This window comes from Bradyrhizobium sp. CCBAU 25360, from assembly GCF_028128695.1.
Lineage (GTDB): Bacteria > Pseudomonadota > Alphaproteobacteria > Rhizobiales > Xanthobacteraceae > Bradyrhizobium > Bradyrhizobium ottawaense.
Window position 1 is genome coordinate 317866 of record NZ_LBJA01000041.1, and the last position, 24768, is coordinate 342633.

Below are 24768 nucleotides of genomic sequence, written 5' to 3' on the forward strand. Positions count from 1 at the left end.
CCGGAATGACGGTGCGGAGAGAAAGCGCGTGCCCTAGGCCACGCCCGCCCGCAGCAGATCGTGCAGGTGCACGATGCCCACCACCTTGCCGGCCTCGGTCACCACCAGCGTGGTGATCTTGCGCGTGTTCAGCACCTCGATCATCTCGGTCGCGAGCATCGAGGGCGGCACCGTTTTCGGCTGCTTCGTCATGATCTCGTCGACCGACGCCGTCAGCAGGTCGGGGCGCATGTGGCGGCGCAGATCGCCGTCGGTGATGATGCCCGCGACCTCGTTTGCTTCGTTGACGATGCAGACGCAGCCGAGGCCCTTGGCCGACATCTCGACCACGGCCTCCGACATCTTGGTGCCCAGGGGCTTGACCGGGATCTCGGCGCCCGTGCGCATGTAGTCGCGGACGAATTTCAGCATCGCGCCCAGCTTGCCGCCGGGGTGGAAATGCGCGAATTCCAGCGCGGTGAAGCCGCGGCCTTCGAGCAGCGCGATCGCGAGGGCATCGCCGATCGCGGCCTGCATCAGGGTCGAGGTTGTCGGCGCCAGATTGTGCGGGCAGGCCTCGCGCGCCTTCGGCAGCTCGATCACGAGGTCGGCGGCCTGGCCCAGCGAGGAGGCCGCGTTCGACGTCACCGCGATCATGGGAATGGCGAAGCGCGCCGAGTAGTTCACGAGGTTCTTCATCTCCGGCTGTTCGCCGGACCAGGACAGCGCCATGATGACGTCGTCGGTGGTGATCATGCCGAGGTCGCCGTGGCCGGCCTCGGCGGCATGCACGAAGAAGGCCGGCGTGCCGGTCGAGGCCAGCGTCGCGGCGATCTTGCGCCCCATATGGCCTGACTTGCCGAGCCCGGTGACGATGACGCGGCCCTTGGCGTTGCGGATCAGGTCGACTGCTTTCGCGAATGTCGCGCCGAGCGGGCCGCGCAGGGCGGCTGCGAGCGCGTTGATGCCGCCGCTCTCCGTCTCCAGCGTGCGGAGCGCGGATTCGACGCTGTCGGGGATGGGGCCGGATGATGTGGTCATCAGCGGTTTCGAACTCGGCATGTACTGGTCCAGGGAGAAGGGGGCATTCGCACGGTCGGCGCCTCATTAGCACGCCGCGGCGGGGGAGGCGACGAGCGCGCCTAAGCCCTCAACCGGTCATTAACCATAATTGTTTTAACTCCATTAACGATGGTTCCCGCCAGCCGGCGGAGACCACCGTGAAAGTGTTTGATTTCGTTGGAGTTGTTACATCGTGGGGTCGTCTCCAGGCACCGGCCGGAGCAAACGCGCGCAGTTCCTGCGCGCGGCTTTGCCGTGCCTTGTGCCGGGTCTTGCGCTGACGACCCTCACAAGCGTGCCCGCGGCCGCCCAGAGCCTCACGCCCGATCTGTTCAATCCCAACCGCGGCGGCTTCGCCGCGCCCGAGACGCTGCCGACGCGGCGCACGGCGGGCGTGCCGCAGGCGCCGTCGGATGCATTGCCGGCGTTGCCCGATCCCAGTGCTGATCCGCGCAAACGCCAGCAGGCGCCCGCGACCTCGCGCGTCGGTCAGGTCCCGACTTATGGCCTATCTGCCGCCACCGGCGCGAGCAGCTCCGGCTATGATTCGCTCAACCGCAAGAGACAGCAACCCAAGCTCTATCCGGGCCAGCCGAAGCCGAAGCGCGCGGCCGGTCCCGGCTCGCCGGCGCCGACCACGGTGCCGCCGCCATCGACGCTCGGCCTGCCCAGAATCGCGCCGCCGCCATCCGCCTCCGCCAACAAGGCGCCGGTGCCGGCGGCGATGGCGGGCACCGTGCCCGGCCAGCCGCTGCGCCGTCGCCTCAAGGCGGATGACGATGCGTTTGGGGCCGTCGGCGACTACGCCGGCAGTTTTCTGATCAAGGGCGGGCTCGAGCTCTCCACCGGCTACGACACCAATCCTGCGCGTCTCAACAAGCCGGTGGGATCGCCGGTCTACGTCGTCGCACCCGATCTGCTGGTGATGTCCGACTGGGAGCGCCACGCGCTGGTCGCCGATCTGCGCGGCTCGTTCTCCGGCTACACCAACAACATGCCGGCGACGATCGACGGCTTTGCCTCGCCTTCGCCGGTCGAGATCAATCGTCCCGACTTCACTGGCCATGTCGACGGCCGCCTCGACGTCGACCGCGACCTCAAGCTGACCTCGCAGCTGCGCCTGCGGCTCGCCACCGACAATCCCGGCAGCCCGAACGTGCAGGCGGGCCTGCAGAAATATCCTGTCTACGCCGCCTACGGCACCACGGTCGGCTTCGACCAGACCTTCAATCGTTTCCAGGTTGCCGCGGGCGCCACCGTCGATCGCACCGCCTACACGGACTCCAAGCTCACCGACGGCTCGACATTCACCAACAACGATCGCGACTTCAACCAGTATGGCGGCATCGGGCGCTTCTCCTACGACCTCAAGCCCGGCCTGAAGCCGTTCGTCGAGATCCAGGGCGATTCCCGCGTCCACGATCAGGCCGCCGACCGCAACGGCTACTTCCGCGATTCCAACGGCGGTTATGCCAAGGTCGGCTCGTCCTTCGAATTCTCGCGCATCCTCACCGGCGAGATCTCGGTCGGCTATTCCGCGCGCAACTATACCGACCCGCGCCTCAGCCAGCTTGCTGGCTTCCTGACCTCGGGCTCGCTGATCTGGAATGCGAGCGGCCTCACCACGGTGAAATTCTTCACGGACACGCAGATCGCGGAGACCACCATCCCCGGCTCCTCGGGCGTCCTGGTGCGCACCTATTCGGCCGAAGTCGATCACGACTTCCGCCGCTGGCTGACGGCCGTCGGAAAATTCACCTACGGCACGCTCGACTACCAGGGCCAGAACCGCAACGACAAGACCTACTCGCTCGAAGGCAACCTGATCTACAAGCTCAACCGCAACATCTGGGTCAAGGGCACGCTGCGCCATGACATCCTGGATTCGAACCAGGCGGGCTCGAGCTCGCAGGGGACGGTGGTGATGGTCGGGGTGAGGCTGCAGAATTAGTGCGCCTGTCGGCACACGTCGGAGTGAGATGCCGCGCGGGGGCGAGGCTCTCTCCGCTCGTCATTCCGGGGCGCGCGAAGCGCGAGCCCGGAATCCATTTATCCACTAAGCTTGCGGCCTGATGGATTCCGGGCTCGCGCCAAGTGGCGCGCCCCGGAATGACAGCTCAGCGTGGCAGATCCGTCTTCCCCATCAGGAACGTATCAATCGACCTTGCACACAGCCGGCCCTCGCGGATCGCCCACACCACCAGCGACTGGCCGCGGCGCATGTCGCCGGCGGTGAACACGTTCGGGCGGGAGGTCTGGTAGTCCAGCGTGTTGGCCTTGACGTTGCCGCGGGGGTCGAGCTCGACCGAGAGCAGCTTCAAGAGACCCTCGTGCACGGGGTGGACGAAGCCCATGGCGAGCAGGACGAGCTCGGCGTCGAGTTCGAACTCGGTGCCGGCAATCGGCTTGAACTTGTCATCGACGTGGACGCAGTGCAGCTTCTTGACCTGGCCGTTCTCGCCGGAGAACTTCTGGGTCAGCACGGCGTATTCGCGCACCGCGCCTTCGGCCTGGCTGGAGGACGTGCGCATCTTGAGCGGCCAGTTCGGCCAGGTGAGGCCCTTGTTCTCGCGCTCGGGCGGGGCGGGCATGATCTCGAGCTGGGTCACCGACAGCGCGCCCTGGCGCAGCGAGGTGCCGATGCAGTCCGATCCGGTGTCGCCGCCGCCGATGACGACGACGTGCTTGCCGCCGGCCAGGATCTCCTGGACGCCGTTCAGCGGCTCCTCAGAGACGCGGCGGTTCTGCTGCGGCAGGAAGTCCATGGCGTAGTGGATGCCTGACAGCTCGCGGCCGGGAATCGGCAGGTCGCGCGGCGCTTCCGCGCCGCCGGTCAGCGCCACCGCGTCATACTCGTTGAGCATCTCGCGCGGATCGACATTGCCGTCAGCGCCGACATGGCTGTTGTAGTGGAAGGTGACGCCTTCGCCTTCCATCTGCTTGACGCGGCGGTCGATGACGCCCTTCTCCATCTTGAAGTCAGGGATGCCGTAGCGCAGCAGGCCGCCGGCCTTGGCGTACTTCTCGAACAGATGCACGTCGTGACCGGCGCGCGCGAGCTGCTGCGCGCAGGCCATACCGGCCGGGCCCGAGCCGATCACCGCGACCTTCTTGCCGGTCTTGACGGACGCGACCTCAGGCTTGAGCCAGCCATTGTCCCAGGCGCGGTCGACGATCGCGCATTCGATGGTCTTGATGGTGACGGGGTTGTCGTCGATGTTGAGCGTGCAGGAGGCCTCGCACGGCGCCGGGCAGATGCGGCCGGTGAACTCCGGGAAATTGTTTGTCGAGTGCAGATTGCGCGAGGCTTCTTCCCAATTGCCCTGGTAGACGAGGTCGTTCCAGTCGGGGATCTGGTTGTTGACCGGGCAGCCGGGCGTGCCGGGCGCGACCGAGCCGGTGCCGTGGCAATAGGGAATGCCGCAGTTCATGCAGCGCGCGGCCTGGTCGCGCGTTTCCTTCTCGGTCAAGGGAAGGACGAACTCGTTGTAATGCTTCACGCGCTCGGCGACCGGGGTGTACTTGCGGTCATGCCGTTCGATTTCGAGAAAACCCGTGATCTTGCCCATTAAACCCGAAGTCCCTGCCGCTTAGTCGTTTGTTCTCTCACTCCTCATCCTGAGGAGCGGCGCGCTCTTCGCGCCGCGTCTCGAAGGATAGAGGCCCGGATGATGGTCTCATGGTTCGAGGCGGCGCTTTCCGCGCCTCCTCACCATGAGGGCTTTCTCTTACGCCCCGATCGCGATTTTCGGCTCGGCGTCCGCGTTGGCGGCCATTTCGCGCAGTGCGCGCCGGTACTCGACCGGCATCACCTTGCGGAATTTCGGCAGCCATTCCTTCCAATTGGCAAGGATGTCGGCGGCGCGCTTGGAGCCGGTCGCTTTCGCGTGGCGCGTGATCAGGACGTGCAGGCGCTCGACGTCGGAGTCGAGCAAATTCTTGAACACGTCGACCCGGCCATGCGCCTCGAGGTCACCGGAGTGATTGTAGGTGCCGGCGTTGATCAGCTCTTCCGACAGCACCGGCTCGAGCTCGACCATCGCCAGGTTGCAGAGCTTGTCGAAGTCGCCGGTCTCGTCGAGGACATAGGCGATGCCGCCCGACATGCCGGCCGCGAAGTTTCGCCCGGTCTTGCCGAGCACGACCACGATGCCGCCGGTCATGTATTCGCAGCAATGATCGCCCGCGCCCTCGACCACCGCAACGGCGCCCGAATTGCGCACGGCGAAGCGCTCGCCGGCGATGCCGCGGAAGTAGCACTCGCCCTGGATCGCGCCGTACATCACGGTGTTGCCGACGATGATGCTCTCTTCCGGCACGATGCCGCTGTTGGCCGGCGGCTTGACGATGATCTTGCCGCCCGAGAGGCCCTTGCCGACATAGTCGTTGGCTTCACCCTCGAGCTCGAAGGTGACGCCCTGCGCCAGCCACGCGCCGAAGGCCTGACCCGCGGTGCCCTTGAGGCCGACATGGATCGTGTCGTGCGGCAGGCCGGCATGGCCGTAGATCTTGGCGACCGCACCCGACAGCATCGCACCGGCGGAACGGTTGGTGCTGTTGATCGTGGCCTCGATCTTCACCGGCGCGCCGCGGTCGAGCGCAGGCTTTGCCTTCTCGATCAGCGTGCGGTCGAGCACCGCTTCCAGATGATGGTTCTGGCGCTCGGAGTGATAGATCTTCTGGCCCTTCTCTTCCTTCTGCTTGACGAACAGCTTGGAGAAGTCGAGGCCCTTGGCCTTCCAGTGCGCGACCAGCTTGGTCTGGTCGAGCAGCTGAACCTGGCCGACCATCTCGTTGAAGGTGCGGAAGCCGAGCGAAGCCATGATCTCGCGGACTTCCTCGGCGACGAAGAAGAAGTAGTTGATCACGTGCTCGGGCTGGCCGGTGAAGCGCTTGCGCAGGACGGGGTCCTGGGTCGCGACGCCGACCGGGCAGGTGTTGAGATGACACTTGCGCATCATGATGCAGCCGGCCGCAATCAGCGGCGCGGTGGCGAAGCCGAACTCGTCGGCGCCCAGCAGTGCGCCGATCACGACGTCACGGCCCGTGCGGAAGCCGCCGTCGACCTGGACCACGATGCGGCTGCGCAGCCGCTCGCGCACCAGCGTCTGGTGGGTTTCGGCAAGGCCGATCTCCCACGGCGAGCCGGCATGCTTGATCGAGGTCAGCGGCGAAGCGCCGGTGCCGCCTTCGAAGCCCGCGATGGTGACATGGTCGGCGCGCGCCTTGGCGACGCCCGCGGCGACCGTGCCGACGCCGATCTCGGAGACGAGCTTGACCGAGACGTCCCCCGTCGGGTTGACGTTCTTGAGGTCGTAGATGAGCTGCGCCAGATCCTCGATCGAGTAGATGTCGTGGTGCGGCGGCGGCGAGATCAGGCCGACGCCCGGCGTCGAGTGCCGGACCTTGGCGATGGTCGCGTCGACCTTGTGGCCGGGCAGCTGACCGCCTTCGCCGGGCTTGGCGCCCTGCGCCATCTTGATCTGCATCATGTCGGAGTTGACGAGATACTCCGTGGTGACGCCGAAGCGGCCCGAGGCGACCTGCTTGATCGCCGAGCGCATGGAATCGCCGTTCGGCATCGGCTTGAAGCGGTCGGCTTCCTCGCCGCCTTCGCCGGTGTTCGACTTGCCGCCGATCCGGTTCATGGCGATCGCGAGCGTGGTGTGGGCCTCGCGCGAGATCGAGCCGAAGCTCATCGCGCCGGTGGCGAAGCGCCTGACGATGTCCTTGGCGGGCTCGACCTGGTCGAGCGGGATCGGCTTGCGCTTCTCTTCGTCCGCGTTCTTGATCCGGAACAGGCCGCGCAGCGTCAGCAGGCGCTCCGACTGCTCGTTGAGGATCTTTGCGAAGGCGCGATAGCGCTCCTGCGAATTGCCGCGCGCGGCGTGCTGCAGCAGCGACACCGATTCGGCGGTCCAGGCATGGTCCTCGCCGCGGCTGCGATAGGCGTATTCGCCACCGACATCGAGCGCGCCCTTGTAGACCAGCGCCTCGCCGAACGCGTCGGCATGACGGCGCACCGCCTCTTCGGCGATCTCGCCAAGGCCGACGCCCTCGACGCGGGTATGCGTGCCCGCGAAGAACTTTGCGACGAAGTCGGCCTTGAGGCCGACGGCGTCGAAGATCTGCGCGCCGCAATAGGACTGGTAGGTCGAGATGCCCATCTTGGACATCACCTTCAAAAGGCCCTTGCCGATCGACTTGATGTAGCGCTTGACGATCTCGTAATCGTCGAGCGAGCCGGGCAGGCGGTCCTTCATCGCGATGATGGTTTCGAACGCCAGGTAAGGATTGATCGCTTCGGCGCCGTAGCCGGCAAGGCAGGCGAAGTGATGCACTTCGCGCGGCTCGCCGGACTCGACGACGAGACCGACCGAGGTGCGCAGGCCGGTGCGGATAAGATGATGATGCACGGCGGCGCAGGCCAGCAGCGACGGGATCGGAACCCGGTCGGTGCCGACCATGCGGTCGGACAGGATGATGATGTTGACGCCTTCGCGCACAGCGCTTTCGGCGCGCGCGCAGAGCTCGTCGAGCACCTGGTCCATGCCTGCCGCGCCGAGACCGGCGTGGAAGGTGGTGTCCAGCGTGCGCGACTTGAAGTGCGACTCGGCAACATCCGAGATCGAGCGAATCTTTTCGAGATCCGCGTCGGTCAGGATCGGCTGGCGCGCTTCAAGGCGCTTGGTGGTGGCAAGCCCCTGCAGATCGAACAGGTTCGGCCGCGGTCCGATGATGGAGACCAGGCTCATCACCAGCTCCTCGCGGATCGGGTCGATCGGCGGGTTGGTGACCTGCGCAAAGTTCTGCTTGAAGTAGGTGAACAGCGGCTTGGCCTTGTCCGACAGCGCCGAGATCGGCGTGTCGTTGCCCATCGAGCCCGCGGCTTCCTCGCCCGTGGCCGCCATCGGCGTCATCAGGATGGCGATGTCTTCCTGGCTGTAGCCGAACGCCTGCTGGCGATCGAGCAGCGACAAATTGGAGCGCACGCCGGTGGTCGGCACCTTCGGCAGCTCTTCCAGCACGATCTGGGTCCGTTCCAGCCACTCCTTGTAGGGATGGCTCTTGGCGAGCTCGGCCTTGATCTCGTCGTCGGGAATGAGACGGCCCTGCTCGAGGTCGACCAGCAGCATCTTCCCGGGCTGCAGCCGCCACTTGGTGATGATCTGATCTTCGGGGATCGTCAGCACGCCCATCTCGGACGCCATCACGATGCGGTCGTCCTTGGTCACGAGATAGCGCGCGGGCCGCAGGCCGTTGCGGTCGAGCGTGGCGCCGATCTGGCGGCCGTCGGTGAAGGCGATCGCGGCGGGACCGTCCCACGGCTCCATCAGCGCTGCGTGATATTCGTAGAAGGCACGGCGCTTCTCATCCATCAGCGGATTGCCGGCCCACGCCTCCGGAATCATCATCATGACGGCGTGCGGCAGCGAGTAGCCGCCCTGCACCAGGAATTCGAGCGCGTTGTCGAAGCAGGCGGTGTCCGACTGGCCTTCGTAGGAGATCGGCCAGAGCCGGTTGATGTCCTTGCCGTAGAGCTCGGAGCTCACCGAGGCCTGGCGTGCCGCCATCCAGTTGGTGTTGCCGCGCAGCGTGTTGATCTCGCCGTTATGCGCGATCATGCGATAGGGATGCGCCAGCGACCAGGCCGGGAAGGTGTTGGTCGAGAAGCGCTGATGCACCAGGGCGAGCGCGCTCTCGAAATCCTTCTCGTGCAGGTCGGGATAGTACTTGCCGAGCTGGTCGGCGAGGAACATGCCCTTGTAGATCACGGTGCGGCAGGACATCGAGCAGGGGTAATAGCCTGCAAGTCCGCGGTCGCGGCGCTGGTAGATCGCCTGTGAGATCGACTTGCGCAGGATGTAGAGTCGGCGCTCGAACTCGTCCTCGGTCTTGGCGGTGCCATTGCGGCCGATGAACACCTGCATGCAGGCCGGCTCGGTCGGCTTCACGGTGACGCCGAGCGAGGAATTGTCGGTCGGCACGTCGCGCCAACCGAGCAGTGTCAGGCCCTCTTCCTTGATCTGGTCGGCGATGATGCTCTTGATGACGTTGCGCCATGCGGTGTCGCGCGGCATGAACAGCGCGCCGATGGCGTATTCGCCGGGCTCCGGCAGCGCGAAGCCGAGCTCCCCGGCCTTGCGGCTGAAGAAGGCGTGCGGGATTTGCACCAGAATGCCGGCGCCGTCACCGGCGCGCGGGTCGGCGCCGACGGCACCGCGATGCTCGAGATTGCACAGGATGCTCAGCGCGTCCGCGACGATCTCGTGCGACTTCTTGCCCTTGATATTGGCGATAAAGCCGACGCCGCAGGAATCCTTTTCCAGGCTCGGATCGTAGAGGCCAACGGCTGGCGGGCGCGAATTGTGTTCCTGAATCGGATCGGTCGTTTTCGAGGCGACCGTCGCCGACAGTTCTTCTGCCACGATGTTTGCGCTCTCGAATTGCGACCCGTTCATTGTTCCAATCCTCTCCATGCGGCAAGCTGCCTCACCGCCATCTTCGGCGCACCTTGGGCGTTCCGCGGCACCCGCCTCTGGGTCACCGCTCGTCCGCTGCGAGCCGCATTTTCTTAAATTCAGGCCTAGGCGTTCTTCGTCCCCGAGAACGGCTTTGCCTGTTGCCTTATTGTGCTCGAAAGCACCGACTTTCGTTGCAATCCCTATGCCGGAACCGCAAGCAAAATTGAGACAGTCTTCCTGTCCTAACCGTCACCTTGCCAAATTTTTGTCTATCACACAAGCGCGTGGAAGTCCCGATTCCCGATATGTCAATCAATCGCTTTCCGAAAGTTGCGCGGCCCCGGTTTTGAAGCAAACGCGCCCCGATCCGGCCCTGTGGGCGCCGAAATCCCAAATGAAGCTTCGGATCAGACCTTCGAAAGGCGCGCCACGCCGCAAGAGGCGAAAGAGCGCGAGGCATTCGGGGGCCTGACAGGAGCGTGTCGACGATGAAGTTTTTCACAGGATGTGTGGCTGCTGCCACGCTGGCGCTCGCCATGAGCGCCGGGCATGGGCAGGTTCTGGCGCAAGTTCCCGCGAAAGGTATCGCAGGAGGGGCGGCTATCGCCGTGTCGGATTTCGACGGACCCTATGCGTCCCCCGAAGCCGCCCCGCCACTGCCGCCGCGTTACGGCCAAGGCTACGGTCCCGGCCATGGCTACGAAGAGCGCGGTCCGGCGTTGCTGCCGTCGACCGAGGTCTACGCGGTCTTGCGCGAAAACGGCTTCTCGCCGCTCGGCATCCCGCGCCTGCGCGGCAGCGTCTACACCATCGCGGTGATCGACCGTCGCGGCGACGACGGCCGGCTCGTGATCGATGCCCGCGACGGGCGGATCATCCGTTTCATGCCGGCCGCGGACGCCTACGGCATGGCGCCCGCCTATGACGAGCGCGCGGCCTCGCCTTACGGTCCGCAAAGCGCGCTGCCGCCGCCGACCGTGATCCGCAGCGGCCCGCCGCGGCCGCCGGCCTCGATCCCGCACGTGGCGAGCCGCACCGTGCCGCTGCCCAGGGCGGCCCCGCCGCGCAGCGAGACGCCGGTCGCCGCCGCCAAGCCGGCCGAGCCTGTGACGCAGCAGGCTCAAGCGCCGCAGGCACAGGCACCGCAGCAGACCGCTGCCGCCCAGGCGAAGCCGGCCGAGGCCACACCGCAAACCGTCGCGCCGACCGTCGGTCAGGCCAAGCCGTCGGCGACGATTTTGCCGACGCAGGAGATGCCGGCGGCACAGGGACTGGATTAGCACTGCGAGTTTGATGCGATAGCGCCAGCCACCCACGCTGTCGTCCCTGCCAACGCAGGGACCCATACCGCGTGATCTATCGGTGGGGATGAGGTGCGAGTCCCGAACGACCAATCTTCGCCAAACTGCTCCCTGTGGTTATGGGTCCCTGCGTTCGCAGGGACGACGGCTGAGCAAAACAAAAAAAAGGCGCCTGAGCAATTCAGGCGCCTTCCGCATTTCAGCGATCGCTTCAGCTCCGCGGATATCCCGCGGCTTCCAGGATCAAATTCGCGACCTCCTTCGGATGCGACACCAGCGAGAGGTGGCCGGCATCGAGCTCGACCGTGGTGGCGTTCATGCGCTTGGCGAGGAAGCGTTCGAGATCCGGATTGATGGTGTAGTCGTTCTTCGACACCGCGTACCAGCTCGGCTTCGAATGCCACGCAGCTTCCGTGGTGCGGCCGGCGAAGATCGACGCGGCGGTCGGCCATTGCACGGCATAAAGCTCCCTGGCCTGCTCCGGCTTCACGCCATTGGCGAAATATTTCAGGAAGGCGTCTTCCGAAAGTTTTGTGTCGCCGTCGCGCTCGACGATGCCGGCGCGCACCGGGCCGGTCGGGAATTGCTTCGACAGCGCGACGAAATCCTCGTTCGCATCGGGCGCACGTGCGGCGACATAAACGAGGCCGGTGACCTTCGGATCGGTGCCGACCTGGCTGATCACCGTGCCGCCCCAGGAATGCGCGACCAGCACGGTCGGTCCGTCCTGCTCGGCCAGCGCGCGCTTGGTGGCCTCGACCGAGTCCGCAAGCGACGACAACGGATTCTGCACGGCCGTGACATGCAGGCCCGCGGCCTGGAGGATCGGGATCACCTCCGACCAGCTCGAGCCGTCGGCCCAGGCGCCGTGCACCAGCACGACGTTCTTTGCTTTCACCGTCTGCGGTGTCTGCGCGTGAGCGAGGCTGAGGGGGGCCGCCAACAGGCTCGCGGCGACGAAAAAGCTGCGCCAAAGTGACATGATCGTGCTCCGTCTCGTTTTGTGTTCGATGTCCAAAGGACGGAGCGTGGGGCAGCGGCGTTACGCTCAGTCACCTACCTGTGAGCAGCGTCTTGGTCGGGCGTGTACGGGACGCGTGGCCGAGCTTGCAGTGGGGGTAACGTAGGACGACAGGCCCAACCTGTATTTCCATTTCAACCGAAAACTGCCGCTGGATTCTGCGGCACTGACAAACAGGCCGGTACGAAATATATCGACGCAGGAGTCGCTGCGGGGCTACTCGCGGCGTTTCGCGACACAAATGGGCAAGTAAAAAAACGCCCCGGGGCACCGGGGCGTTTTCTCAAACCTGGAAGTGGCGTGCCGTGGTTAGGCGGCGACCGAGTTCTCGATCACCTGCGCCTTCGGTGCGCTGGTATTGATCGCGATCTGGCGCGGTTTCTTCGCCTCGGGAATCTCACGGACGAGGTCGACGTGAAGCAGCCCGTTTTCCAGCGAGGCGTCCTTCACCTGCACGAAGTCGGCGAGCTGGAAGGCGCGCTCGAAGGCACGCGCGGCGATGCCGCGGTAGATCACTTCGTTCTTGCTGTTCTCGCCTGCGACCTTCTCGCCCTTGATCGTCAGCGTGTTTTCCTTCGCGACGATGGAGAGCTCATCCCTGGCGAAGCCCGAGACCGCAACGGTGATGCGGTAGGCATTCTCGCCGGTACGCTCGATGTTGTAGGGGGGATAACCGGGGCTGCCGTCCGAGCTGGCCTGGTCGAGCAGGCTGAAGAGGCGGTCGAAGCCGACGGTGGAACGGTAGAAGGGGGTGAGATCGTAGCTACGCATGGTCTAGTCCTCCATTGAGCGACTGTTGGGTAACCCGCCCGCCAATCGGGCCGGGCTTTAGTCTGTGTGCAGCCTGATGTTCCGGGTCCGAAACACTGGTAGCGGCCTGCACGAAGATGATATGGGTGGAACGAGACGGCGTTCAAGAGGGCGGCAATCAGCGCCTTTTCGGCGCTCCCGCCCCTTGATTTGCAGCACTTCGCGCCCAAGCACTTCCAATCATGACGCTGGTCTCGATCCCGTCCAATCCCGTCCCCGAAGACGTCGTCAGCGGTACCATCAAGACGCCCGATGGCGCCGAGCTGCGCTTTGCGCGCTGGGCGCCGCCGGCGAACCGCAAGGGCACCGTCTGCGTCTTCACCGGACGCAGCGAGCAGATCGAGAAATATTTCGAGACCGTGCGCGATTTGCGCGACCGCGGCTTTGCAGTGGCAATGATCGATTGGCGCGGGCAGGGCCATTCCTCGCGCCGCCTGCGCGACCCGCGCAAGGGCTATGTGCGCGACTTCTCCGATTTCGAGGTCGACGTGGAGGCGTTCGTGCAGCAGGTCGTGCTGCCGGATTGCCCGCCGCCGTTCTTCGCGCTGGCCCATTCCATGGGCGGCACGGTGATGCTGCGGGTGGCGCATGCGGGCAAGCGCTGGTTCGACCGCATGGTGTTGTCGGCGCCGATGATCGACCTGCCCGGCCGCACCACCTCGCTTCCGGTGCGTGCGCTGCTCAAGACCATGCGCCTGCTCGGGCAGGGGGGCCGTTATGTCCCCGGCGGCAGCGACCGTCTCACCGGGCTCGATCCCTTCATCAACAATCCCGTGACCAGCGATCCGGTACGCTATGCGCGCAATGCCGCGATCCTGGAGGAGGACCCGACGCTCGGGCTGGCATCACCGACCGTGGCCTGGGCCGATACCGCCTTCCGCGCCATGAACACCTTCAAGGGCAAGAACTACCCCTCGCAGATCCGCCAGCCGATCCTGATGCTGGCGGCCTCCAACGACGCGGTGGTCTCGACCGCGGCGATCGAGGAGTTCGCCTATCACTTGCGCGCCGGCTCCCACCTCGTGATCGCCGGCGCCAAGCACGAGATCCTCCAGGAGCAGGACCGCTACCGCTCCCAGTTCTGGGCCGCCTTCGACGCCTTCGTGCCGGGCACGCCGTTGTTCAAGTGAGGAAAGAGCGCGTCATCGCGCTACAAACTCGTCATGCCCGGGCTTGTCCCGGGCATCCACGGACTTCGGTTCGGCGAGACAAGAACGTGGATGGCCGGGACAAGCCCGGCCATGACGAGACGAAGAACTCTGGTCGCGTTAAAGCGTCTTCAAATATTCGATCAGATCGTAGCGCTCGGCATCGTCCTTGAACATGCGGCCGATGACGCCATCGCGCTTCGGTTCGCCTTCCTTGCGCTCGAAGGAATGGCCGAGCACGCTGTTGCCCTGGATCGGGTCCTTCTCCGATCCCGCCGAGAACTGCGTTTCGCCCGTCTTGCATTTCTCATCCGCGGTCACCGCAAAGCCGACGGTCACGGGATCATAGTCGCGGCGGCCCATGCAGAATTTGGTCGGGCGCTCGTTCGCCGGCTTCAGCAACCAGTACAGCGAAGGCACCGAACCGTTGTGCAGGTAAGGTGCGGTAGCCCAGATGCCGTTCAATGGCCGCGCCCGATAGCGCGGGTCAGGCGCCGGATTGAGACAATTCTTGCGCGCGAGATTCCACATTTTCGCCCGTTCGGCCTCCGGGACCTTCTCGTCGTCCATCCATTTGCGGGCGACGAGATCGACCACCGTCATGAGGCCGAGCGCGTAGACCATCTCGTTGGGCGATTTGCTTGCGGTCGGGATATCGCATTGCCACCATGTCTGGAGGTCGGCCGTATTCACCTTCAGGAAGCCGGGCACATCGACGATCCTGTTGCTGAGAACAAGGGACTGTTCGGGATCCGTCTTGATCTCCTTGAGGGGAATCGTGACCGCGTTCAGCACCTTGCTGTCGCCGCTCGGCTCCCAATGCTTCGATGACCAGAAGGCGGGCGTGTCGATGGCCGGAAGGTGGCACCCGGAGCACATCTCGGCATAGATGGCGCGGCCGCGCTCGACGCGATCGGGCTTCAGCCGCCATGCATCGCCGAGGATTTGCGAGGGCCATTGCGGCGCCAGCAGGCCGCCGAATTTCGGATCGGCGGAGGGATCGGCCGGCTTGAACGGATCGGGGCCTCTCAGCATGTCCTCGATCCAGCCGAGTGTCCTGATGTTCACCGAGGACCGCCACAGCCGGTCCTCCGGATAGGCGTCGGACAGGTTGAGCAGTGCGGTCACGCCGAGCGCTTCGCCGGCATTGCGAATTAACGGCTGCTCGATCGATGCGTCGTACTGGGCGAATTTGAACCAGGGCACGGTCCAGATCGCGGGGTAGCTGACCGGGGCATCCTGGGCATGCAGGTTCTTCTCGAAGCCCTTGACCCCGCTCAGCGCGAGATCCTGCGAGAAGACCTGGTTGCCGATGCGATTGAGAGCGTCGAGGCGGCCGAACCCTTCCTCCGTGTCCTGCTGCTGCCTGCCGTTCCAGGTCTTCTTGCTTTCAACCGTCTTTTGCTGGGTTTTCGCCCAGTCGATCAGGAACGTGCCGATCGCGCTGAGCTTCTGCTTGAGCGCGGCGCGGTCCGTCTTGCTGGCATCGGGGCCGAGCACGCGATCGGCAAAGCGCTGGAAGCGGAACGGGACATACAGGGTGTAGGCGATCGACAGGCCGGTCGAGAGCTCCAGCTTCTTCAGGTCGGTCATGGCCGGGCCGCCGTCGAAGCGCACGTCCACGCCCTGGTAATGGATCTGCCCGGTATGGCAGGCCGCGCAGGTCAACCCGATCTTGTCTTCCTCGCGACGGCCGGTCGCGGGATCGACGACCCCGGTCATCCGCGCGAATCCGACCGGCAGGCCGTCGACGTTCTCCACTGGCGTCCATCTGGTCGACCAGTCCGGCACCTGCGTCGTCTCATAGACATTGGCGTAACCGAAGCGGCGCAACGTCGTCGTGTCGGTCTGGATCGACTGCGGGCTCGGGATGAAGCCGAAGCCTTCGAGATAGGCGCTCTCCTTCATCATGCCGGGTTTCGAGAATAGATGAAGGCGTGGCTGCTCCAGCGCCATGAACCATTCATAGGGCACGGGGAAGGTCGCGGTGCCCTGGCTGGCATGATGGAACCAGTGCCGGTCCTTCAGCGACCAGTTCTGCTCGAGCCAGAAGGCCGCCTTCGTCTCCGGGACCGCAGGCAAGGGCGGCGGCAAGAGATTTACGAGAATTCCCTTCTGCGGCAGCATGGCGCGAACCTGATTGGGGAATTCGGCGACCGCGACGAGGGCAACGAGGCCGACGGCGATCAGCAAGGCCGCAAGCTTGAGGGCGCCCCGCACCACGCGCTGGCAGGTCGACAGCACCGGCGGGACCAGCCGCTCGTTGATGCGCGCCGGGAATTGGCGCTCGTTGAACAGCGTGCGCACGTCGGCAACGCCGAGATAGCGATCCTCGCCCCTGCCCTTGCCGATGATCTTCAGGAGGATCGGCCATTCGAACTTCATCAGCAGCGGGTAGTACCAGCGCGCGGCGCTGCCGGCGCGCTTGAGGTTGTCGCGCATGAAGATGTCGATTTCCGAGGCGTTGAGGCCCAGCTCGGAGTCGCCGTTCGGATCGGTGTAAGTCCGGCCGAAACTCGCGAGCCGCGCGATCTCGTCCTCGTTGACCTTGCCGTCGACTCCGAGGATGCGCGAGCCGGCACCGCGCTTGTCCAGCGGGCCGCCGCGCAGCGCATCGAGCTGCGCGCCCGAAAAGATGCTCTTGAGGATGTGACCGAGACCGTTGGCGATGAGCGCCACGCCGCGGACCTGAAGCCGGGCAGACGCCTTCTTCAGCCCGGTTTCGCCGGTCGCGTTCGCGATCGTCTCCGACAGCTTGCCGAGCGGGACAGTGCCGCCCTCGACAAAGCCCTCGCCGACGAGGCCGCGCAGGAATGGGCAGGGATTGTTCGGCGAGACCTGGATCGAGGGGTCGAACGGCGGTTTCGAAGCGGGGTCATGCATGGCCCAAAATCCTGAAAACAGCGAATCGTGAAATGAGGCGCCGATCAAGCGCGGAAAGTCCTAACAAACCGACAGCAGACTATACTACTTCAGCGTGTGGCGAAGTGTGGCCGAATTCACTGTCCTGTCAACAAGTGCAGGCGGGGTCTCGCCAAAGACCTAAGGGAACGGCTGCGGGGGGACCGTGGCCTGCCGGTCAGGACTCGGCGACGCGTTTGACGTCGCTCTGAACCAGGGTCAGCTTGCCGAGCGGCACGCCGGCCTTCAGCAGTCCCTCGCGATAGTGGGCGAGGTCCTCGGGCCGCTTCCAGTGGAAGTTGCGCAAGTGACGATCGACATTGAGCGTCGGGTAATTGCCGATCAGCACGGAGGTCGCTTCGCTCGCCTCGGCACTCCGCCCCAATTGTGCCAGGGCCGCGGCGCGGATCGCCAGCGCCTGCATGTGGTTGGGGTTGATGTAGAGCTGCTCGCGCGCCCATGACAGGGTCGCGTCATATTGGCGCAACAGATAATGACTGAAGGCGTTCAGCGCCGCCCATTGGTAGCGCGGGTCGCTGTTGTCGCGCTGCGCGGCCATCGAAAACATCTCGATCGCCTCCCGGTGCTCGCCGATGACGAAATGGCAGATGCCGAGCACGCCGCGCGCGCCCATGTCGTAGGGATTGAGCGCGACCGCGCGCTTGGCCGCGTCCATCGCCGCCTCGTAATGCCCTTCCATGGCGTGCGCCCAGGACAGGATCGAGAACGCAAAGGACGAGCGCGGGTCGAGCCGGACGCTGGTTTCGGCGAGGTTCATCGCCTCGGCCCACATCTCGCGCGTGCCCTTGACCCAGCCGAACTGGATGCTCTGGATCTGGATCGTGGCGAGATAGGCGTGCGCGATCGACAGCTTGGGATCGACCCTGATGGCTTCCCGGAACAGATCGACGGCGGCAGTCAGGTCCTCCTTGGTCTGCCGGTAGTAATGCGACAGCCCCTTGAGGAAGCGATCCCAGGCGGTGACGTCCGTCGAGAGCCGCGCGGGCGCCGAGGCTTCGGCGCGGACGATCTCGGTGGCGATGGCGGCGGACAGGTTGGTGGTGATCTCGTCCTGCATCGCGAAGAAGTCGCCGATGTCGCGGTCGTAACGGCCGGTCCAGAGCTGCTCGCCGGTCTCCGGGGCGATCAGCTCGGCGGTGACGCGGATCTTGGCGCCGGCACGCCGCACCGAACCCTGGATCAAATAGGTGGCGTCGATCTCGCGCGCGATCAGGCGGGTGCTGGTGTTCCTGCCCTTGAAGGCGAAGGTCGAGTTGCGGCTCAGCACGCGATAGAAGGATTGCAGCGAAAGTGCGTGGATCAGATCCTCGGTGAGGCCGTCAGAGAAATACTCGTCCTGGGCATCGCTGAGATTGGCGAACGGCAGCACGCCGACGATCGCGGTGCGGTACTGTTGCGAGAGGGCGGACGCCTCGCGGAGCTCGGGGGCGAGCGCCGGTGCACCCTCGGGCGTCCAGGTCCAGACCCCGATTGCATCCTTGATGTTCTTGAAGCGATGATTGCCGGCATCGACCAGCGGCACGCTGAGATGCTTGCTCGCCTCCTTGTAGGCCTTGGCCGAGATCGCAAAGCCGCCGGGGCTCGCGACCGACTCCAGGCGGACGGCGATGTTGACATCGTCACCGAATACCTCGTCCTCATCGGCGATGACGTCGCCCATGTGGATGCCGAGGCGGAACTGCATGGCGCGGTCGGCCGGCAGATGGTGGTTGCGCTCCGCCATCAGCGTCTGCATCGCGATCGCGGCCTCGGTGGCGCCGACGATCGAAGGGAACTCCAGCAGGAAGCCGTCGCCGGTGTTCTTCACGACGCGGCCGCCGTGATTGAGGATGATCGGGTGGATCGCGCTGCGATGGGCCTTGAAGGCGGCATGGGTGCCGGCCTCGTCGCTGCCCATCATGCGCGAATAGCCGGCGACATCGGCGCAGACGATGGCAGCCAGACGTCTTTCCATATCCCGGAAGCTCCAAGGGATCGATAAGTGATCGTGAAGGGACCTGGGACTGGCCACGGCGTGGCAAGTCGGCTCGAATCCCGCATTTCAAGAACCTCGCCTTTATAAAGCAGATGTGGCCGAGCGGAAGCATGATCCGCATTGCAAATTCGAGGTAAATCCTCCGCAATCCCGGCGGTGGACGGCGGCCGCCGGACCGACTAAGCGGAATTGCGACCGCCGGAACGGGCGGCAGGGGGCACCTTTGCATGCTGGGCATTCACGAAATCGGGCTCTTCATCCTGTCGGGCGTGCTGCTCAACATAACGCCGGGGCCTGACTCCGTCTACGTCATCGGCCGCAGCATGCAGATGGGCTGGCGGGGCGGCGCCGCGGCCGCATTCGGCATCAGTTGCGGCTGTTTCGTCCATGTCGCGGCCGCCGCGATCGGGCTTTCGGCCCTGCTGATGGCCTCGTCGACCGCCTTCTCGATCCTGAAGCTGGTCGGGGCGGCCTATCTCGTGTTCACCGGGCTTCAGATGCTGTGGTCGCGCCCGGTGCTGGCGGCGGCGATCGACGAGCCGGTGCGGAACTCGCTGCGGCGGGTCTTCCTCCAGGGCGTCTTCACCAACGCGCTCAATCCCAAGGTCGCGCTGTTCTTCCTGGCTTTCCTGCCGCAATTCGTCGCGGCCGATTCACCGCACAAGCCGCTCGCCTTCCTGACGCTCGGCCTGATCTTCATCTCTACGGGCACGCTGTGGTGCCTGGTGCTGGCCGCGTTCGCGGCCAAAGCCGCCCACCGGCTGCGCGAATCCGAAGGCGTGATCGCCTGGGTCAACCGCGCCCTCGGCGGCCTCTTCATCTATCTCGGCATCCGCGTCGCCATGCTGGAGACGCGGTAGGCTCATTCGAACGAATGATGCGGGCAGCGTAGGGCGATCTTCCCTCAAACGAACTCCTTCGCCAGCGCACTGCCGGCGAGATAAAGGCCGAGCAGGATCATCGCGATCAGGAACCAGCGGCGGAACGCTTCGGCCGGCATCCGTGCTCGCACCGACTGTCCCACGAACATGCCGGCAAAAGCCATGGCCATGCCCACCGCGCCCGGCACGGCATTGGCTGGCGTCAACAGCCCAACGGCCGTCAGGTTGAAGGCGAGCGCCAGTGTCGCCGTCGTGAAGAACACGCCGAGCGCCTGCACCAGCTCGTCCTTCTCCATGCCGATTGCCTGCATGAACGGCATCGAGGGGATCACCTGCACGCCGGTCGAGGCCGAGATCACGCCGGTGACGACACCGACCACGCCGCCGACCCATTTCTCGTTTTGCGGCGCGACGCGGAATTGGAACTTGTTCAGACCGATCACGGCATAGATGACGAGCAGGACGCCGAGCACGATCGTGCCGTAGCGCGCATGCGGCCCGGTCAGCGCGCCGGCATTGAGCCAGCATCCGATCACGGTGCCGATCATCAGCGGCCACAGCCGCTTCAGGATGTCACGCAGATACGGGCCGACGAAGGTCTGCCAGATGTTGGTGACGATGGCTGGCACTATGACGATGGCGATCGCGCGGCTGGGCGTCATGCTCACCGCGAGCAGGCCCATGGACACCGTCGGCAGGCCGAGCCCGACCACGCCCTTGACGAATCCGGCGATCAGGAACACGGCGGCGATGACAATGAGAAGCGGGTCGATCATGCCAGCACATTGACCTAAGCCGCGCGGGCGCACAATCTGGAGGTTACGGAGTAAGCCTTCGGTCTGAACGAAGGCTAGGAGACCTGCCATGCGCTTTGACCTCGTCGATCTCCAACTCTTCATCGCGGTCGCCGACCAGCGCAGCATCACCCGCGGCGCCGAGCGGTCGCACCTGGCCCTGGCCTCGGCCAGCGCGCGCATCAAGGGGCTCGAGGACGCGCTCGGCGTCGCGCTGCTCAAGCGCGGGCGGCGCGGCGTCGAGCTGACCGCGGCCGGCGAGAGCCTGCTCGATCATGCCAGGCTCGTGATCCACCAGATCGATGCCATGCGCGGCGATCTCGCCGGCTTTGCCTCTGGCGTGCGCGCCAGCGTGCATTTCCTCGTCAACACCTCGGGCCTGTCGGAACATCTGCCGAAGGCGCTGGCCGGCTTCCTGCGCGAGCACCGCGACGTCGCCATCGACATCGAGGAGCGCGAGAGCACCGACATCGCGGCGGCGATCACCGCAGGCGCCGCCGATCTCGGTTTCGCCGCCGAGCACGCGCTGCCCGACCATATCGAGCGCTTCGTGTTCAGCGAGGACCACCTGACATTGGTGACGTCGCGGCGCGGCCCGTTCGCGGGTCGCCGCCAGATCGATTTCCAGGAAGCCGGCAGTTGCGACTTCGTCGGGCTCACCAGCGCCACCGCGCTCCAGATGCACATTTCGAAGCACGCCGCCCGGCTCGGCATGCGCCCGCATTACCGCGCGCGCCTGCGCGACTTCGATGCGATCTGCCAGATGGTCGCCGCCGACGTCGGGATCGCGCTGGTGCCGATATCCGCCGCCCGCCGCTGCGCAAAACTGATGCCGCTCGCCATGGTCCGGCTGCGCGATGCCTGGGCCAACCGCAAGCTCGTGATCTGCGCGCGCAGCTTCAAGACGCTGCCAAGGCCTGCGAAGATGCTGGTGGAGCATCTGCGGGCAGAGGCGGTGTGAGCAGTTGTTGCTGCGCTAGTGTGAGGCACGCTCCCGCAGCGAGCAAACTGCGCTCCCTCCCCCCTTGTGGGGGAGGGCGGGGGAGAGGGGTAGCCCAGGAACAGGTGCCTCTGTCGTGAAGAAGAGAGATCGATGGAGTCCCCGTGTGGCCCCCTCTCCCTAACCCTCCCCCGCAAGGGGGGAGGGAACGCACCTGTCGCGTTGTGAAGGTGGTGCTTACCCAGCGAAAACGCGAACTACTTCGCCGTCTCCACGCCGGCGTCCTTGATCACCTTCGCCCACTTCTTGGTCTCATCCGCGATGAAGCTGCGAAAATGCTCCGGCTCGTCGCCAATCAGCGTCGCGCCTTGCGCGGCGAGCTTCTCCTTCACCGCGGGATCGGCCATCGCCTTCGTCGCCAGGGCGTGCAGCGCCGTGACAATCTCCTTCGGCGTGCCCTTGGGCGCCACCATGCCGTACCAGTTCTCGACGCGCAGATCGGGAAAACCCGCTTCCGAAAGAGTCGGCACGTCAGGTGCGGTCGGGGCGCGCTCTGCCGAGCCCATCGCGATCGGCCGCAGCGCGCCGGCCTTGACCTGCGGCAGCAGCACGGGGAGATCGAGAAACGTCATCTGCACCTGCTGGCCCAAGAGATCGTTCACCGCGGGGGCTGCGCCGCGATAGGGCACGTGGACGATGTCGATCTTCCCCGTCAGCTTGAACAGCTCGCCGGCGAGATGTGGCAGGCTGCCGGGGCCGGAAGAGGCGAAGTTGAGCTTTCCCGGCTGCGCCTTGGCCAGAGCGATCAATTCGCCGATGTCCTTGGCGGGCACGTTGGTGGCGACCACGAGCATCTCCGGCACCGTCGCAACCAGCGTCACCGGTGTGAGGTCGCTCAAGGTGTCGTAGGCGACTTTCTCCATGCTCGGGCTGATCGCGAGCGCGCCGGCTGAGGAGATCGCTATGGTGTAGCCGTCGGGGGCGGCCTTGGAGACCGCATCGGTGCCGAGCACGCCGCCTTGGCCGCCGCGATTGTCGATCAGCACCGGCTGCCCTGACAGCTCCGACATGCGCTGGCCGATGACCCGCGCGATGATGTCGTTGGGCCCGCCGGCCGGAAACGGCACGATCAGCTTGATCGGCTTGGCCGGGAAATTCTGAGCGGACGCCACTGATGGCAGCAGCAGCAATAATCCAAGAAGAAGCCTGCGTGAGATGGTCATGCAAGCCTCCGCTCGCGTGTTATTGGTTGAGCAGCTTCAGTGCTTCTTCGTGAACCCTGGCATCCCCGGCCGCGACGATGCGGCCGCCGCCCTGGGCCGGCTTGCCTTCCCAGGTGGTGACGACGCCGCCGGCGCCGGTCACGATCGGGATCAGCGCGGCGATGTCGTAAGGCTTCAGCTCGGTCTCGACCACGAGATCGACGTGGCCGGCCGCCAGCATGCAATAGGAGTAGCAGTCGCCGCCATAACGCGACAGACGCGCGCCCTTCTCGATGCGGCTGAAAATGGCGCGGTCGCGCTCGTTCATCAGGAGCGGGCTGGTGGTGTAGGTCGTGGCTTCCGAAAGCGAGGCGCAGCGGCGAACCTGGAGCCGGCGCTCGCCCGACGGGCCCTTGTAGTTGGCCGAACCGTTGTCGCCGGAGAAGCGCTCGCCGATGAAGGGCTGGTGCATCATGCCGTAGACCGGCGCGCCCTTGTGCAGCAGTGCGATCAGCGTCCCCCAGATCGGAAAGCCGCCGATGAAGGATTTGGTGCCGTCGATGGGGTCGAGCACCCAGACATAGTCGGCCTCCTCGCGCTCATTGCCGAATTCCTCGCCGACGATGCCGTGCTGAGGGAAGTTGGCCTTGATCAGCCGCCGCATCACCGCCTCCGCGGCGCGGTCGGCCTCCGTGACGGGGTCGAAATCCTTGGTCTTGCTCTTGTCGTCGATCGACAGCGAGGTGCGGAAGAACGGCAGGATGGTTTCGCCGGAGGCGGTGGCGAGCCGTCCGATGAAGGCGGAAAAGTCGATCACCGTCACAGGCCGAATCCTCAAAGCGAAGGTTGGAGGGAGCTCCCTCTTGCCTAGCTCAATTCGCCTCCCGCGTGCAGCGCTGTCTTGATCTTGCACCCTGGTATTTTGGATGCCGAAGGCCGCTGCCCCATCCAAGTCATCTGCTGGCCAAATATCGATCACAGAGTTGAAAACTTAGTTCCGAATATGCCTTGTTCGTATGCAAATGGCTATCAACCCATTGAAATTCCTTATCAAAGAAACTGAATCTGGGTTTCCATAGAAGCAATTGAGCCATGTGCGTATTGCATGGGAAATGGCTCAAAAGCCCTTGCACTTTGTGCGGCGCGGTCGCATATTGTTGCGGTGCGGTAGCGCTTGGCGTTACCGCTGCCCTCCTTGGGCGTTTCCTCCCTAGACTTGGGCCGCTTGCGTCATTCGCGAGCGGCCCTTTTTTCTTTGGGCCTGTCGTTTTCGTTTCAAGGTGCGCAGCGAAAGCGAAGCGAAGACGCGTTCGCCCGATCACAGACAATAAGGTTTGACGAAGAAAAGCCGGCGCCTATTCTGCCGCGGCCTGGAACGGGCCGAGATCGCCGAACGGAATCGTGGTCGCCAGCACGTCGGCGAGAACGCCGAAGTCGGACGCCACTTGCGCAAAGCGTGCACTCCGCTCGCGCCGCCGCTCGTCCATGTAGATCGCACGGTTGAGCTCGAGCTGCACCGCGTGCAGGCCGCTCGCGGGATTGCCGTAATGCTCGGTGATGAAGCCGCCGGCATAGGGCTTGTTGCGGCCGATCGAATAGCCGAGCCCGGTCATGGTCTCCTCGACCCGGTCGGGCAGAAGCGGGGTGCAGCTTGTGCCGTAGCGGTCGCCGATCACGACGTCGGGCCGGCGCGGCTCGTCCCTGCTGACGCCGACCGAGGGCATCGAATGGCAGTCGACCAGCACCACGGTGCCGAACATCTGGTGCACCTTGTTGATCAGCCGGCGCAGCGCGCGGTGGTAGGGCTTGTATAGCGTCTCGATCCGCCCCAGCGCATCGTCGACCAGGATGCGGTCGCGGTAGATCTCTTGGCCGTCGCCGACCACGCGCGGAATGGTGCCGAGGCCGCCGGCGACCCGCATCGAGCGGGTATTGGCAAAGCTCGGCAGCCGTCCGCTGAACATGCGGGGATCAAGCTCATAGGGCTCGCGGTTGACGTCGACATAGGAGCGGGGAAAGTTGACCCGCACGGTCGGAAAGCCGCGCTCGCTCAAGTGGCCGATCAGCTCGTCCATGAAGGAGTCTTCGGACCGCCGCAGCGTCGGCAGGTCGATCCTGGACGCCGCGAGGAATTCGTCCGGATAGGTCGAGCCGGAATGGGGCGAGTTGAAGATGACAGGCGCGCGCCATTGCGCGGGCTCAACGATCTCGAAGGCTGGCGACACCTCGCCGTCAAACCGGGTCATCTTCTCAGGCTTCGTCCCTTAG

The 24768-nt window shown here is 65.1% G+C and carries 16 protein-coding genes; 5 read left to right on the forward strand and 11 right to left on the reverse strand.

All coding sequences use genetic code 11. The annotated features are described in order from the left end of the window. Window positions 1–33: 33 nt before the first annotated feature. The gene (locus tag XH81_RS23155) at window positions 34–1041 is read right to left on the reverse strand and encodes a KpsF/GutQ family sugar-phosphate isomerase (RefSeq protein ID WP_095425181.1); all 1008 of its coding nucleotides are present in this window, start codon (window positions 1039–1041) and stop codon (window positions 34–36) included. Window positions 1042–1234: 193 nt separating this feature from the next. Here XH81_RS23155 and XH81_RS23160 point away from each other — a divergent pair, with 193 nt between their 5' ends. Then, window positions 1235–2992 carry an outer membrane beta-barrel protein gene (locus XH81_RS23160; RefSeq protein WP_271596374.1) on the forward strand — a complete coding sequence of 586 codons (1758 nt, stop codon included), beginning with the start codon at window positions 1235–1237 and terminating at the stop codon, window positions 2990–2992. A 166-nt stretch (window positions 2993–3158) separates the two neighbouring features. Here XH81_RS23160 and XH81_RS23165 read toward each other — a convergent pair whose 3' ends face one another. Together XH81_RS23165 and gltB are read right to left on the reverse strand one after the other, a co-directional pair. Further along, entirely contained in the window at window positions 3159–4610 is a 1452-nt protein-coding gene (locus tag XH81_RS23165; RefSeq protein WP_028140004.1) for a glutamate synthase subunit beta, read from the reverse strand. A 159-nt stretch (window positions 4611–4769) separates the two neighbouring features. After that, window positions 4770–9503, reverse strand: coding sequence for a glutamate synthase large subunit (gene gltB / locus XH81_RS23170; protein WP_271596375.1), 4734 nt, complete (start codon window positions 9501–9503; stop codon window positions 4770–4772). A 491-nt stretch (window positions 9504–9994) separates the two neighbouring features. Here gltB and XH81_RS23175 point away from each other — a divergent pair, with 491 nt between their 5' ends. Then, window positions 9995–10786, forward strand: coding sequence for a hypothetical protein (locus XH81_RS23175; RefSeq protein WP_028140006.1), 792 nt, complete (start codon window positions 9995–9997; stop codon window positions 10784–10786). A gap of 232 nt (window positions 10787–11018) precedes the next feature. Here XH81_RS23175 and XH81_RS23180 read toward each other — a convergent pair whose 3' ends face one another. Next, on the reverse strand, window positions 11019–11789 hold the full coding sequence (locus XH81_RS23180) for an alpha/beta fold hydrolase (RefSeq protein WP_028140007.1): 771 nt from the start codon (window positions 11787–11789) through the stop codon (window positions 11019–11021). Window positions 11790–12137: 348 nt separating this feature from the next. Then, window positions 12138–12599: an Hsp20 family protein gene (locus tag XH81_RS23185; RefSeq protein WP_028140008.1), complete on the reverse strand. Its 462-nt coding sequence runs from the start codon at window positions 12597–12599 to the stop codon at window positions 12138–12140. A 221-nt stretch (window positions 12600–12820) separates the two neighbouring features. Between XH81_RS23185 and XH81_RS23190 the strand changes: the two genes are divergently transcribed. After that, complete coding sequence (locus tag XH81_RS23190; RefSeq protein ID WP_028140009.1) at window positions 12821–13768, forward strand: alpha/beta fold hydrolase; 948 nt, start codon at window positions 12821–12823, stop codon at window positions 13766–13768. Between the two features lie 138 nt (window positions 13769–13906). Here XH81_RS23190 and XH81_RS23195 read toward each other — a convergent pair whose 3' ends face one another. After that, the gene (locus XH81_RS23195; RefSeq protein WP_028140010.1) at window positions 13907–16669 is read right to left on the reverse strand and encodes a di-heme-cytochrome C peroxidase; all 2763 of its coding nucleotides are present in this window, start codon (window positions 16667–16669) and stop codon (window positions 13907–13909) included. 196 nt (window positions 16670–16865) lie between these two features. Continuing rightward, entirely contained in the window at window positions 16866–18662 is a 1797-nt protein-coding gene (locus tag XH81_RS23200) for an adenylate/guanylate cyclase domain-containing protein (protein ID WP_028140011.1), read from the reverse strand. A 248-nt stretch (window positions 18663–18910) separates the two neighbouring features. Between XH81_RS23200 and XH81_RS23205 the strand changes: the two genes are divergently transcribed. Then, a complete protein-coding gene (locus tag XH81_RS23205) occupies window positions 18911–19543 on the forward strand; it encodes a LysE family translocator (protein WP_271596376.1) in 633 nt (210 codons plus the stop codon). Window positions 19544–19587: 44 nt separating this feature from the next. On the opposite strand, the gene XH81_RS23210 is transcribed toward XH81_RS23205, so the two are convergent. After that, window positions 19588–20340 carry a sulfite exporter TauE/SafE family protein gene (locus tag XH81_RS23210; RefSeq protein WP_028140013.1) on the reverse strand — a complete coding sequence of 251 codons (753 nt, stop codon included), beginning with the start codon at window positions 20338–20340 and terminating at the stop codon, window positions 19588–19590. A gap of 88 nt (window positions 20341–20428) precedes the next feature. On the opposite strand from XH81_RS23210, the gene XH81_RS23215 reads away from it, so the two are divergent. Further along, window positions 20429–21319, forward strand: coding sequence for a LysR substrate-binding domain-containing protein (locus XH81_RS23215; RefSeq protein ID WP_028140014.1), 891 nt, complete (start codon window positions 20429–20431; stop codon window positions 21317–21319). A 236-nt stretch (window positions 21320–21555) separates the two neighbouring features. Here the strand turns inward: XH81_RS23215 and XH81_RS23220 are convergent, their stop codons facing one another. From XH81_RS23220 to XH81_RS23230, 3 genes are all read right to left on the reverse strand, one after another. Further along, a complete protein-coding gene (locus XH81_RS23220) occupies window positions 21556–22521 on the reverse strand; it encodes a Bug family tripartite tricarboxylate transporter substrate binding protein (RefSeq protein WP_028140015.1) in 966 nt (321 codons plus the stop codon). Between the two features lie 19 nt (window positions 22522–22540). After that, on the reverse strand, window positions 22541–23323 hold the full coding sequence (gene hisN, locus XH81_RS23225; RefSeq protein ID WP_028140016.1) for a histidinol-phosphatase: 783 nt from the start codon (window positions 23321–23323) through the stop codon (window positions 22541–22543). Window positions 23324–23855: 532 nt separating this feature from the next. Further along, window positions 23856–24746 (reverse strand): N-formylglutamate amidohydrolase, encoded by an 891-nt coding sequence (locus tag XH81_RS23230; protein ID WP_018316156.1) that lies wholly within the window; start codon window positions 24744–24746, stop codon window positions 23856–23858. Window positions 24747–24768: the final 22 nt, after the last annotated feature.

Bases quoted from the DNA above. Each gene is read 5' to 3' on its own strand.
- XH81_RS23175 (WP_028140006.1), top strand. From the start codon at position 9,995: ATGAAGTTTTTCACAGGATGTGTGGCTGCTGCCACGCTGGCGCTCGCC.
- XH81_RS23185 (WP_028140008.1), bottom strand. From the start codon at position 12,599: ATGCGTAGCTACGATCTCACCCCCTTCTACCGTTCCACCGTCGGCTTC.
- XH81_RS23205 (WP_271596376.1), top strand. From the start codon at position 18,911: ATGCTGGGCATTCACGAAATCGGGCTCTTCATCCTGTCGGGCGTGCTG.
- XH81_RS23230 (WP_018316156.1), bottom strand. From the start codon at position 24,746: ATGACCCGGTTTGACGGCGAGGTGTCGCCAGCCTTCGAGATCGTTGAG.
- XH81_RS23165 (WP_028140004.1), bottom strand. From the start codon at position 4,610: ATGGGCAAGATCACGGGTTTTCTCGAAATCGAACGGCATGACCGCAAG.
- XH81_RS23215 (WP_028140014.1), top strand. From the start codon at position 20,429: ATGCGCTTTGACCTCGTCGATCTCCAACTCTTCATCGCGGTCGCCGAC.
- XH81_RS23210 (WP_028140013.1), bottom strand. From the start codon at position 20,340: ATGATCGACCCGCTTCTCATTGTCATCGCCGCCGTGTTCCTGATCGCC.
- gltB (WP_271596375.1), bottom strand. From the start codon at position 9,503: ATGAACGGGTCGCAATTCGAGAGCGCAAACATCGTGGCAGAAGAACTG.
- XH81_RS23180 (WP_028140007.1), bottom strand. From the start codon at position 11,789: ATGTCACTTTGGCGCAGCTTTTTCGTCGCCGCGAGCCTGTTGGCGGCC.
- XH81_RS23190 (WP_028140009.1), top strand. From the start codon at position 12,821: ATGACGCTGGTCTCGATCCCGTCCAATCCCGTCCCCGAAGACGTCGTC.
- XH81_RS23155 (WP_095425181.1), bottom strand. From the start codon at position 1,041: ATGCCGAGTTCGAAACCGCTGATGACCACATCATCCGGCCCCATCCCC.
- XH81_RS23195 (WP_028140010.1), bottom strand. From the start codon at position 16,669: ATGCATGACCCCGCTTCGAAACCGCCGTTCGACCCCTCGATCCAGGTC.
- XH81_RS23200 (WP_028140011.1), bottom strand. From the start codon at position 18,662: ATGGAAAGACGTCTGGCTGCCATCGTCTGCGCCGATGTCGCCGGCTAT.
- XH81_RS23220 (WP_028140015.1), bottom strand. From the start codon at position 22,521: ATGACCATCTCACGCAGGCTTCTTCTTGGATTATTGCTGCTGCTGCCA.